The sequence below is a fragment of the Kaistia algarum genome (genome assembly GCF_026343945.1).
Taxonomy (GTDB): domain Bacteria; phylum Pseudomonadota; class Alphaproteobacteria; order Rhizobiales; family Kaistiaceae; genus Kaistia; species Kaistia algarum.
Genome location: NZ_JAPKNJ010000004.1, coordinates 206,060 through 221,581 on the forward strand (window position 1 = coordinate 206,060; position 15,522 = coordinate 221,581).

12 protein-coding genes are annotated in these 15,522 nt (G+C 66.0%); 10 read left to right on the forward strand and 2 right to left on the reverse strand.

Annotated features, from left to right (window positions below; all coding sequences use genetic code 11):
- Positions 1–70 precede the first annotated feature (70 nt).
- Positions 71–913 carry an IclR family transcriptional regulator gene (locus tag OSH05_RS23260; RefSeq protein WP_165801670.1) on the reverse strand — a complete coding sequence of 281 codons (843 nt, stop codon included), beginning with the start codon at positions 911–913 and terminating at the stop codon, positions 71–73.
- A 155-nt stretch (positions 914–1,068) separates the two neighbouring features.
- On the opposite strand from OSH05_RS23260, the gene OSH05_RS23265 reads away from it, so the two are divergent.
- From OSH05_RS23265 to OSH05_RS23285, 5 genes are all read left to right on the forward strand, one after another.
- On the forward strand, positions 1,069–2,793 hold the full coding sequence (locus OSH05_RS23265; protein WP_104220503.1) for an IlvD/Edd family dehydratase: 1,725 nt from the start codon (positions 1,069–1,071) through the stop codon (positions 2,791–2,793).
- A gap of 41 nt (positions 2,794–2,834) precedes the next feature.
- On the forward strand, positions 2,835–3,830 hold the full coding sequence (gene araD1, locus OSH05_RS23270) for an AraD1 family protein (protein ID WP_104220502.1): 996 nt from the start codon (positions 2,835–2,837) through the stop codon (positions 3,828–3,830).
- Positions 3,831–3,887: 57 nt separating this feature from the next.
- A complete protein-coding gene (locus OSH05_RS23275; RefSeq protein ID WP_104220501.1) occupies positions 3,888–5,951 on the forward strand; it encodes a hydantoinase/oxoprolinase family protein in 2,064 nt (687 codons plus the stop codon).
- A gap of 11 nt (positions 5,952–5,962) precedes the next feature.
- Positions 5,963–7,747 (forward strand): hydantoinase B/oxoprolinase family protein, encoded by a 1,785-nt coding sequence (locus OSH05_RS23280; RefSeq protein WP_104220500.1) that lies wholly within the window; start codon positions 5,963–5,965, stop codon positions 7,745–7,747.
- A 211-nt stretch (positions 7,748–7,958) separates the two neighbouring features.
- The gene (locus OSH05_RS23285; protein WP_165801669.1) at positions 7,959–9,044 is read left to right on the forward strand and encodes an Ldh family oxidoreductase; all 1,086 of its coding nucleotides are present in this window, start codon (positions 7,959–7,961) and stop codon (positions 9,042–9,044) included.
- 50 nt (positions 9,045–9,094) lie between these two features.
- Here the strand turns inward: OSH05_RS23285 and OSH05_RS23290 are convergent, their stop codons facing one another.
- Positions 9,095–10,129, reverse strand: coding sequence for a C-terminal binding protein (locus OSH05_RS23290; protein ID WP_104220498.1), 1,035 nt, complete (start codon positions 10,127–10,129; stop codon positions 9,095–9,097).
- Positions 10,130–10,198: 69 nt separating this feature from the next.
- On the opposite strand from OSH05_RS23290, the gene OSH05_RS23295 reads away from it, so the two are divergent.
- The 5 genes from OSH05_RS23295 to OSH05_RS23315 all read left to right on the forward strand — a co-directional run bounded on the left by OSH05_RS23295 (position 10,199) and on the right by OSH05_RS23315 (position 15,521).
- Positions 10,199–10,909 carry a GntR family transcriptional regulator gene (locus OSH05_RS23295; RefSeq protein ID WP_104220497.1) on the forward strand — a complete coding sequence of 237 codons (711 nt, stop codon included), beginning with the start codon at positions 10,199–10,201 and terminating at the stop codon, positions 10,907–10,909.
- A 131-nt stretch (positions 10,910–11,040) separates the two neighbouring features.
- Entirely contained in the window at positions 11,041–12,354 is a 1,314-nt protein-coding gene (locus tag OSH05_RS23300) for an extracellular solute-binding protein (protein WP_104220496.1), read from the forward strand.
- A gap of 96 nt (positions 12,355–12,450) precedes the next feature.
- Positions 12,451–13,374 carry a carbohydrate ABC transporter permease gene (locus OSH05_RS23305; RefSeq protein ID WP_133163142.1) on the forward strand — a complete coding sequence of 308 codons (924 nt, stop codon included), beginning with the start codon at positions 12,451–12,453 and terminating at the stop codon, positions 13,372–13,374.
- On the forward strand, positions 13,371–14,237 hold the full coding sequence (locus OSH05_RS23310) for a carbohydrate ABC transporter permease (RefSeq protein ID WP_104220494.1): 867 nt from the start codon (positions 13,371–13,373) through the stop codon (positions 14,235–14,237). The genes OSH05_RS23305 and OSH05_RS23310 overlap by 4 nt, the downstream gene beginning before the upstream one ends.
- 12 nt (positions 14,238–14,249) lie before the next feature.
- Positions 14,250–15,521, forward strand: a complete 1,272-nt coding sequence (locus OSH05_RS23315) for a mandelate racemase/muconate lactonizing enzyme family protein (protein ID WP_104220493.1) — start codon at positions 14,250–14,252, stop codon at positions 15,519–15,521.
- Position 15,522: the final 1 nt, after the last annotated feature.

Here is a 15,522-nt window from a genome sequence, read left to right on the forward strand (position 1 = left end):
GCAGCAATGCGCAGCCGCACGCGATCCGCGCAGCGTCGGCAACCGGGAAGCTAACGTTGGATGACAGGCGTCAGACGAGCGAGGGAAGCGCCGAATGGGCGGGGCCGCCAAGGAGATGGCTGATCCGATCGGCAAAGGCGCGCACAACCGCGCCGAGATGATGGAGGTCCGTGTCGCTGCGCTCCAGCCGCATGCTGGTCACGCTGATGGCGGCGACAGCCGTGCCGCTCCGATCGAACACAGCCGAGCCGACGCAGACGACGCCGAGATTGTCCTCTTCATTGTCGAAGGCATAGCCGCGCCGGGCCACTTCGCGCAGATCGCCAAGCAGCGCCTCGGGCGACGTCAGCGTGTGGTCGGTGCGCTTCGGCATGCCGAGCCGGGCCAGGATCGAGAGGATTTGCGGTTCGGGCAGACGGCAGAGCAGCGCCTTGCCGACCGACGAGCAATGCGGCAGTTCCCGGCGGCCAAGTGAGGCAGTCATGCGGAACGGACCCGGCGCATCGACGCGCCCGATCGCCACCGCGTAGCCGTCGTCGAGCACGGCCAGTCGCGAGGTCAGTTGCGTCGCCTCGGTGAGTTGCTGCAGGATCGGCGTCGCGATCTGTGTTATCCCCATCTCTGCGACGGCGAGGTCTCCGAGATGAACCAGCGCCAGGCCGAGCCGATAGAGCCGCGCGCCGCCGATGCGGACATCGGCGACGAAACCACGCGCCACCATCGTCTGCAGCAGCGTAAAAGCGGTCGAGCGCGAGACGCCGATCGCCTCGGCGATCTCGCCGACGCCCATGCCTTTGCCGCTATTCGCGCCGAGCGCCTGCAGGACATCAAGTGCGCGCCCGACGCTGCGCAGCGGATACCGATCCCCCGCCGGCTCCGTGCCTTCGGCCATATCCGTGCGTGCCTGCTTCATCATCGCGCTCCAGTCGCGCCCGGACAAACCGGGGACGCTCTTCGATACTCGCCGACCGGTCCGGTTGACAACGTCCACCGCCTGTCCTAACGATTTGTATAACAGAACATCGTTCCGTATAGCCGAACATTATCATCAGTCAGGGCGCAGACAAGATGGCCGAGAAGAAAAAACTGAGGTCGGAGGCGTGGTTCGGCGGCACCAGCAAGGATGCATTCATGCATCGCAGCTGGATGAAGAACCAGGGAATGCCCGCCGACGCCTTTGATGGCCGGCCGGTTATCGGCATCTGCAACACCTGGTCGGAACTCACGCCCTGCAACGCCCATCTTCGCGGCCTCGCCGAACGCGTCCGCCGCGGCGTTCTGGAGGCTGGCGGCCTGCCGCTCGAATTTCCCGTGATGTCGCTTGGGGAATCGAACATGCGGCCGACGGCGATGCTCTATCGCAACCTCGCCTCGATGGATGTCGAGGAATCGATCCGCTCGAACCCGCTCGACGGCGTCGTGTTGCTGGTCGGCTGCGACAAGACCACGCCCGCACTCGTCATGGGTGCAGCATCCTGCGACATCCCGACCATCGTGCTGTCCGGCGGCCCGATGCTGAACGGCAATTATCGCGGCGAGACGATCGGTTCGGGCACGGTGGTCTGGCGCTACAATGAAGAGGTGAAGGCCGGCCGCATGACCATGGACGAGTTCATGGGCGCGGAAGCCGGCATGAGCCGTTCGCCGGGCAGCTGCATGACCATGGGCACGGCCTCGACCATGGCCTCGATGGTGGAAGCGCTCGGCATCGCGCTGCCGCACAACGCTGCCATTCCGGCCGTCGATTCGCGCCGCAACGCGCTGGCCCAGATGACCGGCCGGCGGATTGTCGACATGGTCCACGAGGACATGACGCTCTCAAAGATCCTGACGCCCGAAGCCTTCCAGAACGCCATCCGGGCCAATGGCGCGATCGGCGGATCGACTAACGCCGTCCTGCACCTCATCGCCATTGCCCGCCGCATCGGCGTCGATCTCGGTCTCGACGATTGGGATCGCTTCGGCCGCGACGTGCCGACGATCGTCGATCTGCAGCCATCGGGGCGCTTCCTGATGGAAGAATTCTATTATGCCGGCGGCCTGCCGACGGTGCTGCGCGCGCTGGGCGAACAGGGCCTGCTCAACCGCGATGCGCTGACGGTCACCGGCAAGACGGCCTGGGAAAACGTCGCCGACGCGCCGAACTACAATACCGAGGTTATCCGCGAGGTCTCCAACCCGCTGGCCAAACAGGGCGGCATCGCCGTCCTTCGCGGCAATCTCGCCCCGCTTGGAGCCGTGCTGAAGCCCTCGGCCGCGACGCCGGCGCTGATGCAGCATCGCGGTCGCGCCGTCGTCTTCGAAACGATCGAGGACTACAAGCGCCGCATCGTCGATCCAGATCTCGATATCGACGCTGACAGCGTGATGGTGCTGAAGAATTGCGGCCCGCGCGGTTATCCGGGCATGGCCGAGGTCGGCAATATGGGCCTGCCGCCCAAGCTGCTCGCCCAGGGCGTCACCGACATGGTGCGCATCTCGGACGCGCGCATGTCCGGCACTGCCTATGGCACCGTCGTCCTGCATGTCGCACCGGAAGCGGCCGCCGGCGGACCGCTCGCCCTCGTGGAAGAGGGCGACTGGATCGAACTCGACGTGCCGGCCCGACGCCTGCACATCGAGGTTTCGGACGAGGAAATGGAGCGCCGCCGCGCCAAATGGCAGCCGCCGGTACCACCGGCCTCCGGCTACCAAAGTCTTTATGTGCAGAACGTGCTGCAGGCGGATGCGGGCGCCGATTTCGGCTTCCTCGCCGGCCCCCGTGGCGCCGGCATTCCGCGCAATTCCCACTGAGCGACCCGCGCGCCGCGACATCCCGATATTTGGAGATTTTCATGCGTCTTGTGCAGTTCACCAGCCGCTCCGGCGAGCGGAAGGTCGGCGTGCCGACGTCCGGCGGCGCCAGCCTGTCGCCGATGGCCCGTTCGACCTCGGTCTATGAGCTCGCGACCCGCGCGATCGAGGCCGGCAAGTCGCTGGCTTCGGTCGTCGATGCCGAGCCGCGCGACGCGGATGCGTCCTATGACGAGATCATCGCCGAGGGCCGGCTGCTGCCGGCGCTCGACCATCCCGAGCCGAACCGCTTCTGGATCACCGGCACGGGCCTGACCCACATCGGCAGCGCCGATGCGCGCGACAAGATGCACGAGATCGCCCACGGCGCCGACGCCGAGATGACGGACTCGATGAAGATCTTCCGCATGGGCCTCGAAGGCGGCAAGCCGGCGGAAGGCGAAGTCGGCGTACAGCCGGAATGGTTCTTCAAGGGCCTCGGCACCTCCGTTGTCGCGCCCGAGGCAGACCTGCCGATGCCGGCCTTCGCGCTGGCGGGCGGCGAGGAAGCGGAGATCGTCGGACTCTATCTGATCGGCCCGGACGGCAATCCGTGGCGTCTCGGCTTTGCGCTCGGCAACGAGTTTTCCGACCAGGTGACCGAGGCGCTCAACTATCTCTACCTCGCCCATTCCAAGCTGCGCGCCTGCTCGATCGGGCCGGAGCTTCTCGTCGGCGACCTGCCCGAGGATACGCGCGGCACCATCCGCGTCATCCGCGACGGCACTCCGATCTGGGAGGGCGAGTTCCTGAGCGGCGAGACGAACATGTCGCATTCGGTGCGCAATCTCGAGCACTATCATTTCCGCTACGACATCTTCCGCCGCCCCGGCGACCTGCACGCCTATTTCTTCGGCGCGCCGCTGCTCTCCTGCGCCAATGGCGTGACGACGCAGTCGGGCGACCAATTCGAAATCGACGTACCGGATTTCGGCCGGCCCCTGCGCAACCGTATGGTGGCGGTGCCCGACCGGGCTTTCGTGGTGCGCCCGCTCTAGGCCGTCCTTCCTTCGCGGCCTCCGGCCGACCCTGACCCCTTTCTTCGGAGCCGAGCCATGGGCCTTCGCTTCGCCGTCGACACCGGCGGCACTTTTACCGATCTGATGGTCGCCGACGAGGCGGGCGTCCTGTCGATGCACAAGGCTTCGACGACGCCGTCCGATCCGGTCGCGGGCGTCATCGACAGCCTCCGCATCGCCGCCGAGGCCGTCGGCGAGCCGCTGGCCGACTATCTCGGCCGCGGCGACATCCTCGTCCATGGCACGACGCATGCGATCAACGCGATCGTGACCGGCTCGACGGCGAAGACGGCCTTCCTGACCACCAAGGGCCATCCCGATACGCTGGTGTTCCGCGAAGGCGGCCGCATCGAGCCGTTCAATTTCACGGTTCCCTATACCGAACCCTATGTCCCGCGCGCGCTCACCTTCGAGGTGCCGGAGCGCATCGCGGTCAGCGGCGCCGTCAAGACGCCGCTCAACCGGGACGCCGTTATCGAGATCCTGCACAAGGCCAGGGCCGCGGGTGTGGAGGCGATCGGCGTCTGTTTTCTGTGGTCGGTGGTCAATCCCGAGCATGAGCTCGCCGTCGGCGCGCTGATCGAGGAGGTTCTGCCCGGCGTTCCCTATACGCTGTCGCACCGGATCAACCCGTCGATCCGCGAATATCGCCGCGCCTCCTCCACCTGCATCGACGCCTCGCTGAAGCCGGTCATGGGCGCCTATATGCGCGGCCTCGAACAGCGGCTGCGCGATGCCGGCTTCAAGGGCCGCGTGCTCGTCGTCACCTCGCAGGGCGGCGTGATGGATGCCTCGCGCGTTGCCGACGCACCGGTGCATCTCATCAATTCCGGCCCCAGCATGGCGCCCGTCGCTGCCCGCGCCTATGGCGCCGGGGATGCAGCGGAGACGCTCATCGTCGGCGACACCGGCGGCACCACCTTCGACGTCTCGCTGGTCCGGCGCGGCCGCATCCCTCGCACCCGCGAGACCTGGCTCGGCCAGCCGTTCCGCAGCCACATGACCGGCATGCCCTCCGTCGACGTGAAAAGCATCGGCGCCGGCGGCGGCTCGATCGCCTGGGTCGATGCCGGCGGACTTCTCCATGTTGGCCCGAAGAGCGCCGGCGCGGTTCCCGGTCCCGTCTGCTATGGCCGCGGCGGCATTCGCCCGACGCTCACCGACGCCTCCGTCGCGCTCGGCTTCATCGACGCCAAGTTCTTCCTCGGCGGCCGCATGGCGCTCGACAAGGACGGCGCGCTCGACGCCATCAACCGCGATGTCGCCGAGCCGCTCGGGAAGAGCGTTGACGAGGCGGCCGAAGCCATCGTGACGCTCGCGACCGAACACATGGTGCAGGCGATCATGGATATCACGGTCAACCAGGGCATCGACCCGACGCAGGCGACGTTCGTTGCCGGCGGCGGCGCCGCCGGGCTTAACTGCGTCGCCATCGCGCGCCGCCTCGGCTGCAAGCGCGTGCTCGTCACCGAAGCCGGCGCCGCACTCGCCGCCTCCGGCGCGCTAATCTCGGACCTGACCACGCATCAGCAGGCGATGTTCCACACGCGCAGCGACGCCTTCGACCGCGACGGCGTCAACGCCGTCCTCGCCAATCTGAAGGCCGGCTGCGAAGCCTTCGCGGCAGGTCCGGGTGCCGGCGCAACCTCGGTCTCCATCGAATGGTCGACCGAGGCGCGCTATACCGACCAGGCTTGGGAGATCGAGGTTCCGCTGCACACGGAGGCCTTCACCGGCCCGGCCGATATCGCGGCGCTGGTCGGCGATTTCCATCGCATGCATCAGGACATCTTCGCCGTCAGCGACGACAAGGCCGAGATCGAGACCGTGAGCTGGAACGCCGAGGTGCGCTGCCGCATCGCGCCGGACGAGCCCGGCCGCCTAGCAGCCGATACCCGTCCGGCCCGCCTGCCCTCGCGGCCGGTACGCTTCCTGGGCACCGACTGGGTCGAGGCCGATGTGTGGCGGCTGGAATCGATCCCGGAGGGCCTGATGCTGTCCGGCCCGGCGATCGTCGAATCCGATTTCACCTCGATCGTCGTCGATCCGGGCTGCAAGGCCTGGCGCGATGCTTCCGGCAACCTCGTCATCGAAGTCTGAGGAAAAGAGCCATGTCCCACACGACGACGACCATGGACGGATCGACCCTCGCGGTGCTCACGGCCCGGTTCGAGGGCATCGCCCGCAAGATGGCGAACACGCTGCATCGCACGGGCCGCTCCGGCATCCTGACGATCGCGCGCGATTTCTCCTGCGTGGTGCTGACCGCCAAGCACGAATTGCTGGCAACGGCGGAGAGCCTGCCGAACCACGTGCTGCGCGGCCCCGACATCATGTCGCGCACCATGACCGACAATCATCCGGTGCTGAAGCGCGGCGACGCGTTCCTGCACAATTCGCCCTATCACGGCTGCACGCATCCGGCGGACCACTCGATCCTCGTGCCGATCATCGACGACGAGGGCGTGCACCGCTTCACCGTGCTCGCCAAGGCGCACCAGGCCGATTGCGGCAACTCGCTGCCGACGACCTATATGGGCGCCGCCGTCGACGTCTATAATGAGGGCGCGCTGATCTTCCCGGCCGTGAAGATCCAGAACGACTACCAGCACGTGATGGACATCATCCGCATGTGCCAGCTGCGCATCCGCGTGCCGGACCAGTGGTGGGGCGACTATCTGGCGACGCTGGGCGCCGCCCGCGTCGGCGAGCGCGAGATCCTGGCGCTCGGCAAGGAAATCGGCTGGGACCGGCTGGAGGACTATACCGGCCAGTGGTTCGACTATTCCGAGAAGAGGATGATCGACGTGATCCGCGCCCTGCCCAAGGGCAAGGTCACCCGTACCTCGACCCATGACGCGTTCCCCGGCACCCCGGCCGAGGGCGTCACGATCAAGGCGACGGTCGAGGTGAAGCCGGAGGAAGCCCTGATCGAGGTCGACATGACCGACAATCCGGATTCGATGCCGAACGGGCTCAACCTCTCCGAGGCCTGCGCGCTGTCGACGCCGATGATCGGCATCTTCAACTCGATCGACCATACGGTGCCGAAGAACGAAGGCAGCTTCCGCCGCATCAAGATCCATCTGCGCGACGGCTGCATCGTCGGCCGGCCGAAGCATCCGACCTCGTGCTCGGTCGCGACCACCAACATCGCCGACCGCGTCGCCAACCCAGTGCAGGCGGCGATGGCGGAGCTCGCCGACGGGCTCGGCCAGGCCGAGACGGGCGCTTTGATCCCCCCCTCCTGCGGCGTGGTCTCGGGCGTCCATGACGGCAAGCCCTTCGTCAACGAAGTCTATCTCGGCTGCACCGGCGGCGCCGGCACGCCCTGGACCGATGGCTGGCTCACCATCCTCCATGTCGGTAATGCCGGCATGTGCTACCAGGACTCGATCGAGATCGACGAACTGCGCCACCCGATCTTCGTACACCAGCGCCGGCTGATCTCTGATTCCGAGGGCGCCGGCCGCTTCCGCGGCGCGCTCGGCGCCTATTCCGAATTCGGCCCCGTCGATTGCGCGATGACCGTCGCCTATGTCAGCGACGGCAACATCAACCCCGCGCTCGGCACGCGTGGCGGTCTCGCCGGCGCTCCGTCATCCCAGTTCCGTCGCCACGCCGACGGCTCGCTGGAGCCCGTGCCGGCTTGCGCCGAGGTGGTGATCGCCGCCGATGAGCGCATGGTCTCCATTAGCGGCGGCGGCGGCGGCTATGGTCACCCGTTCGAGCGCGCGCCGGCCCGTGTCCTCCATGATGTCAGCGAAGGCTGGATCAGCCGTGATCGCGCGCAAAGCATCTATGGCGTTGTCATCGGCCCGGACGGCGCCGTCGATGACGCGGCAACCGCGAGCCTGCGGGCGACGCACAGTGCGCCAATGGCCCAGGCCTCCTAAGGTCCGGCCAGCACGCCTCCTCACCTTTCCAACATTCTCGATCGGCCGCGCTCGCAAGGGCGCGGCCGATTGGCTATGGAAGGAAGTCCTGCGAGCGCGTCGACCCATGCTTCCACTTTCCAGCGGGACGCGGATCGGGTTAACTCGCAGCTATTATAATAATGGTCGCCTCGACTCGTCGCGCGGCGGAGCCAGCCAAAGAGGAAACGCCTTGTCGCTCGAAAAGATCGATGGTGCTCGGATAGCCGCGCGCGATCTGCAACCCTTTGTCGAATCCGTCTTTCGCGCTGCCGGGACCGACCAGCCGAGCGCCGCGGCGGTCTCGACCGCCCTTGTCGACGCTTCGTCGCGCGCCTTCGACACCCATGGCGTCCGCCTCGTCCCGTTCTACATGCAGGGCCTCGAAGGCGGCCGGATCAACCGCGCGCCGACGCTCACCGTTACCCGCAAGGCGCCATCGATCGTGCACATCGACGCCGATGACGGCCTCGGCCATCTCGCGAGCTACCGCGCCATCGAGGAAGCCTCGCGCATCGCGGCGGAGACTGGTGTCGCGGTAGCAACCGTCGGCCGCTCCTCGCATCACGGCGCCACCGGCTGCTATACGCGCTTCGCAGCGCTGAGCGGTTTCGCGGCGCTGGGCATGACCCATGCTGACAGCGCCGTCATCCCCTATGGCGGCACATCGGCCTTCTTCGGCACCAACCCGATCTCCTTCGCCGTGCCCGCGCCGGGCGAGGATCCGATCCTGCTCGACATGGCGACCAGCGCGATTCCGTTCAACCGCGTCGAATTGCGCCGGGCGACGGGAACCCCGCTGCCGCCGGAGATCGCCGTCGACAAGACCGGCGCCTTCACTACCGACGCCAACGCGGCCGTCGCCGTCGGCCCGGTCGGCGGGGCGACGTTCGGCTATAAGGGTAGCGGCCTGGCCAGCATGGTCGATCTGCTGTGCTCGGCGTTCACCGGCATGGGCCATGGCCGGACTCTCTCGGCCTTTGGCGGCCCGGATTGGTCAAAGCCGATCCCGATCGGCCATTTCTTCATCGTTATGTCCCCTGCGCTCTTCCAGACGCTCGCTGTCTTCGACGAGCGCATCGCCAGCTTCCTGACCGATCTCCGCGCCCAGCCGGCCAAGCCCGGCTTCGAAGTCCAGGCACCCGGCGATCTCGAAAAGGCGGAAGCGAAGCGCCGCGAAACGACCGGCCTTCCGATCGACCCCGTCACCTGGGCAGCATTCAACGCCTATGCGGCGCGGTTTGGCATTCCGTTGCCCCGCGATGTGGGCGAGGCCTGAATCAGAATGGCCGCCGGCAGTGCCGGCGGCCATTCACGACGAAGACCGTATCAGGACGCCCGGCGGATCGGCGCGGGCGTCTTGAGGAACTGCCGGTTGACGCAATTGGTCAGCCGGCCCTCGTTCACATAGGCGACGATCACCTCGATCGCCTTCCTCTGCATGTCCCGGATCGCGTCGGGGCTGTAGAAGGCGGCGTGCGGCGTCAGGATCAGTCGGCCCACCGTCCAGGGCTCCTTGTCGATGAAGGCCTTGATCAGCGGGTGCGCGACATCCGCAGGCTCCTGCGGCAGCACGTCGAGACCGGCGCCGGCGACACGGCCCTCGCGCAGCGCCACGGCGAGCGCGTCGAGATCGACGATGGGTCCGCGCGCCGTGTTGACCAGGACAAGGCCTGGCTTGGCGGCAGCGAAGGCATCTCGGCCCACGAAACCACGCGTCTCGTCGTTCAGCGGTGCGTGGACGCTGACGATGTCGCTGATCTCCATGAGCTTGGAAAGGCTGGTGACGCGCTCATAGCCGACAGAGAGCTCCGTGCCATTCGGCAGATAGGGGTCGTAGAACACGACCTTCATGTCGAACGCCGCCGCTCGCCGCGCCGCCGCGAGGCCGATGCGGCCGAGCCCGACGACGCCGAAGGTCGCGCCCTTGTGGCGGCGGATCAGCGGCGCGGCGGCGAAGCGCCAATTGCCGACCGGATCGGCCCGGAGCGACTCGGCGAAGGTTGCGGTGCCGCGCGTCAGCGCCAGCATCAGCGCGATGGCATGGTCCGCGACTTCGGTCGTACCGTAGTCCGGCACGTTGCAGACCGGAATGCCGCGCGCGCCCCAGCCTTCGAGATCGAGATTGTCATAGCCGACACCCTCGCGCACCACGATGCGGACTTTCTCGAAGTCCTCGATGTCCGCCGGCACGAGATGCGTGGCGGAGCAATTGATCAGCGCATCGGCCGCCCGACTGCGCTCGCGCGCAATCCTGTAGGCTGGATCCGTCGGTATCGCGTCGATCTCCAATTCGACATCGGGAAAGAGGCGCGAAAGCGCTTCATTCGCCGGCGGATACCAATTGACCTTGAAAATGCGCATAATGTTCCTGCCGTTTCCCGCCCGTTCGTTTCACTGGCGTCGCATGATTGTTAACAGTAGACTGTCGCAATGAGCAAGAGCCCCCTCACCACCCAGCTGCAGCGCCGCGAACGCCGCGTCCTCACCGACGATGTCGCCGATTCCATCCGCGAGGCGATCCTCTCCGGCAGGATCAAGGGCGGCGACCGGCTGATCGAGGATGATCTCGCCGAGAGCCTCAACGTCTCGCGCGGTCCGATCCGCCAAGCGATCTTCCGCCTCGAGCAGGAAGGGCTCGTCGTCCACGAGACGCATCGCGGCGCGACCGTGACACAGGTCTCTGTCGAGGACGCGAGCGAGATCTACAGCCTGCGCCAGGCACTGGAGCGGCTGGCCATTCGCAGCGCCTGCGAGAGGGCGCAGGCCGAGGATCTGGCGCCACTGGAAGCTATCCTATTGCTTTTTCAATCTATTCCGCGCGCCTCGATGACGCGGCGGCGCGTTGCGGAGCTCGACATCGACTTCCACGACGCGCTGTTCCGGGCTGCGCGTCACGCCCGGCTCTACAAGGCGTGGGAGGCGCTGCGCTCACAGATCTTCGTCTTCCTGCTGCTTCGCGACGGCCTGCCGGCAGACTATCTGACCTCCTGGTATCGCGACCATTCGCGGCTGCTGGAACTGGTCCGCACGCGGGACGCAGAGGTCGCGGAGGCGACGATCGCCGAGCATATTGGCGGCGCCTACAAGCGGCTGCAGGAGCATATGGCGGAGGAGGAAGTCCTGCGCATCCGCGCCAGCTGAGGGCGAGCCGGCTCGCTTGACAGGGGGAGACTGCGTGCTATCGTCAGATTGTTAACAAAAGACAATAAGGTCGATTTCAGTCGGCCAGCCCGCAGCGCCCTTCCGGCGAGGCGGCAGAGGGAGGAAACAGGATGACGTCGAATGAGGTGAAGTCCGCGCGCGCCGGCAAAGGTCCGCGTCCGAGCCGCCGCCAGTTTCTAGGCGGCGCCGCGGCCCTTGGTGCCGCCACCGCCGGATCGTTCCCGATCCGCAGTGCCCGCTCCGCCGACCGCATTCCGCTGAAGGTCATGAGCTGGGAGCAGTTCCAGCCTGGCGAGAAGGACGGCTGGAACGCGCTGTTCAAGAAGTTCAACGAATCCCAGGACAAGTACACGGTAGACTGGACCGGCTGGCCGGCGAGCCAATATGTGTCGAACGTCGTGATCCAGGCGCAGGCCGGCGGCATCGATGCCGATGTGCTCATGGCGATGCCGGATCTCTCGGCGCAGGTCATCCGCAAGTTCAATCTCGCCGAACCGCTCGATTCGGTCGTCGAGGCTCTCGGCATCACCCCGAGTGCCGGCCATGAATTCCTGCGCAAGGATGGCAAGCTCTACGGCCTCTCGGCAATCGATGTGAACTTTGCACTGGTCTACAACAAGGAACTCTTCGACAAGGCCGGCATAGCGCCCGCGACAACGCCGGAAGGCTGGATCGAGACGACGGCAAAACTCACCAAGCGGCCCGACCAGTTCGGCATCGCGCTCACCAATGTCATCGCCGATGCCGGCGAATGGTGGTTCCAGCTGCAGAATTTCTGCCTGCCCTTCGACGGCAAATGGGCGGAAGGCAAGATGCCGCTCGCCAATTCGGCGGAGGTGGTCAAGGGCCTGGAACTCTGGAAGGGGCTCTACGAGGCCGGCGTGCCGCAGGGCACCGCGCAGAGCGCCATCATGAAGCTCGCCGCCGACGGGCGCGTCGCCCAGGCCTTCGGCGTCAACCCGACCGTCGTCGTGCTGCGCGCCACCAATCCGGACATCTATCCGAAGCTGCGCTCCGCCGCCCCGCCCTGGGCGAGCAAGCGCTCGCTCGACCGCATCCATCCGCTGATCGCTCTCAAGGGCAAGAATTCGGAAGGCGCGATGGAGTTCATCAAGTTCGCGATGACGCCGGATGTGATGGCCGATCTGATGATCACCAATCTCTACGTCATGCCGCCCTACGATCTCGCGGCCAAGTCGGAGAAGTTCAAGGCGTTCCTGGCCGACAAGCCATGGATCACCGGCTTCAACGAGGCCAAGCAGGTCTCGCCGATCGACGTCATGGGTGACTTTGCCTTTGTCGACGACCAGTTCGGCCGCATCATCATGCAGAACTTCCAGAGCGCGCTGCGTCCCGGCGGTTCGGTGAAGGAGGCGATGGACGGCGCGCAGAAGCAGCTCGAGGCGCTGGCGAAGCGGGTGTGAAGGCCGTCCGGCGCCTTGAGCGTTCCGGCTTTGCAGAAAGGCCTTCATCCCGGCAAAAGCCGGGATGAAGGCGGTGCGTTGTTGGGAGGACTTCACTTGGCATTGGCTCCGGCGCTTCCCGGCACCGCGACTCCGGCCCGTCGCCGGGCAAAAGCGCGGAACGGCGTGGTCGGCAGCCGCGCCTTTCCCTATCTGCTGATCCTGCCGATGCTGGCGCTTGAGGGCGCGCTCGTCGTCTTCCCGATCCTGCGCGGCGCCCTGTTCAGCCTCGAGACCGAGGACGGACTCAGCCTCGACAATTACCGGTCCATGCTGGTCGACCCCGATTTCTGGCGGATGATCCGCACGACGCTGATCTTCACGCTATCGGTCGACATCGCCATCCTCGCCATCGGTCTGTCGCTGGCGCTGTTGATGAACTGGAGCTTTCGCGGTCGCGGCCTCGTTCGCAGCCTGCTGACCATCCCCTGGGCTATACCCGAAGTCCCGGTCGCCATCACCTTCGTCCTGATGCTCGATCCGAGTTTCGGCGTCTTCAATTCCTTCCTGCGCTTCTTCACCGGCGCCTCCGAGAGCCCGCAATGGCTGCTCGATCCCGTACTCGCCATGCTGGTGGTCATCACTGTCACGGTGTGGAAGGGCTTTCCGTTCTATTCGCTGGTCCTGCTTTCCGCGCTGCAGAGCGTCCCGGACGAGCTTTACGAAGCGGCCAGGATCGACGGTGCCGGAAAGATCTCGCAGTTCCGCCATGTGACGCTGCCGGGCATCAGCGGCACGCTGGCGCTGCTCGCCGTGCTAGCCTTCATCTATTCGACGCAGCAATTCACACTGATCTGGCTGATCACCGGCGGCGGACCGGTCGATGCCACGACGACGCTGGCGCCGGCCATCTACATGCAGGCCTTCCGCTTCTATAATTTCAGCTATGCCGGCGCGATCGCGGTTGTCGGCTTCCTCATCTCGGCCATCGCCACGACCTTCTTCGTCACGATCCAGCGCCGGCTGGAGATGCGGGAATGAGCCACGCGTCCCTCGCCAACTCGCCGTCGAGACCCTGGCGGTTCCAGGCCGAGCCGCTGCTGCGCGGCCTCGCCATTCTCGTCGTCTCGACGGTTATGCTCTTCCCCGTCTATTGGATGCTGCTGTCGTCGCTGCGGCCGTCGAGCGACTCGCTTTCCTTCCCACCGCCCCTGTTGCCGCACGGCATCGACGTCTCAGCCTATGTCCAGCTCTTCACCGACAAGCCGATCGCGCATTGGCTGATGCTCTCGACCCTGGTCGCCAGCCTGACGGTGGTTGCAACGCTGATCCTGGTGATCCCGGCGGCCTATGCGCTGTCGCGGCTCTATTGGGCCGGCCGGTCGGCCTTCGGATTGCTGCTGCTGTTTACGCAGATGATGCCGGCGGCGGTCGTCGTCGCTCCGATCCTGATGCTCTATCGCAGCCTCGGCTGGACCGACAATCTCTGGGCCCTGGCGCTGCTGCATACCGCCTTTGTCGTGCCGCTCTGCGCCTGGGTGCTGAAATCTTCCTTCGACGCCGTGCCGAAGGAGATCGTCGAGGCGGCGCTGATCGATGGCTGCGACCGCTGGAAGGTGCTGTGGCTGATCCTGCTACCGCTGACCCGGCCGGGCCTCGTCGCTGTCAGTGTCATCGCCTTCTTCGCCAGCTGGAACGAATATCTCTTCGCCTCGACGCTGATTACCAAGAACGACCTCTACACCGCCTCGCTCGGGCTCGCGACGCTGATGACCCAGCTCGACACGCCGCTCTTCGTGCTGATGGCGGCGGGCGTGACGTTCTCCGTTCTTCCGGTCTTCTTTTACATGGCGATCCAGCGCCATCTCTTGCGTGGCCTCACCGCTGGCGCGGTGAAGGGCTGAGGAAACGACACCATGAAAATCACCAAGATCGAGACACTCTGGTTCGAGGCGCTGCCGCAGACCGAGTGGGCGAAGCTCAACCCGAAGGCGCGGCAGGCCCTGCCCAATAATCTATGGGTCCAGATCCACACGGATACGGGCCTCGTCGGACTCGGCGAAACCTATTATTTGCCGCGTGCCGTCGCCCCGATCATCCACGACATCTTTGCGCCGCTGCTGATCGGCCGCGATCCGCGCGATATCGAGAACCACTGGCAGAACATGTTCGCGCTGGTGAGCTTCTGCGGCGCCTATGGCGCGGAGATGCGCGCCATCTCCGCCGTCGACGTGGCGCTCTGGGACATTGCCGCGCAGAGCGCAGGCGTGCCGATCCATACGGCGCTGGGCGGCCGCAGCCGCGATCGCATCCGCCTCTACAATACCTGCGTCGGCTACGGGAAATATGACGATCTCAACGCCTGGCTGAACGGCAAGGCCGGCGAACTGGCGACAAGCCTCGTCGCGCAGGGCGTGACCGCCATGAAGATCTGGCCGTTCGACCAGTTCGGCCCGACGCTCTCCGGCCCGGTCGACACGAAGAAGCCCATGGTGATCTGGGGGGCGCAGACGGCCGCCGGGCCGCGCGGCCACGACCTCACCAACGACGATCTGAAGGCCGGTATCGCCATCGTCGAGGACATTCGCCGCGCCGTCGGGGACAAAATAGAGATCATGATCGAGGGCCATGCGCGCTGGGACCTCGGCGCCTCGACGAAGATTGCGCGTGCTCTTGAGCCCTACGACATCGCCTGGCTCGAGGAGATCATGCCGCCGGACAATGCCGACAGCTATGTCCGCCTGAAGCAGCAGACATCGATCCCGATCTGCCAGAGCGAGCGCATCTTCACGCGCTTCAACTATCGTCCCTGGATCGAGAAGGGCGCCGCCGACATCATCATGCCGGACCTATCCTGGGGTGGTGGCCTGACCGAGGGTCGCAAGCTCGCCGCGATGGCCGACACCTATTTCCTCCCCGTCACCTGCCATGACACGATCGGTCCGGTGGCGCTCTGGGCGGCGACGCATCTGATGCTGCACATCCCCAATGCGCTGATCATGGAAACGGTGCGCGGCTATATTGACGGCTGGTATGACGACGTCGTCACCGACCGGATCGAAGTGCGCGACGGCTATCTGTTGTTGCCCGACCGGCCGGGCCTCGGCACGCGGCTCCGGGACGATCTGTTCTCGAAGCCGAATGCGCGGGTGGAAGTGACCACCGAAGAGACGCTGAAGCGGTGGTGAG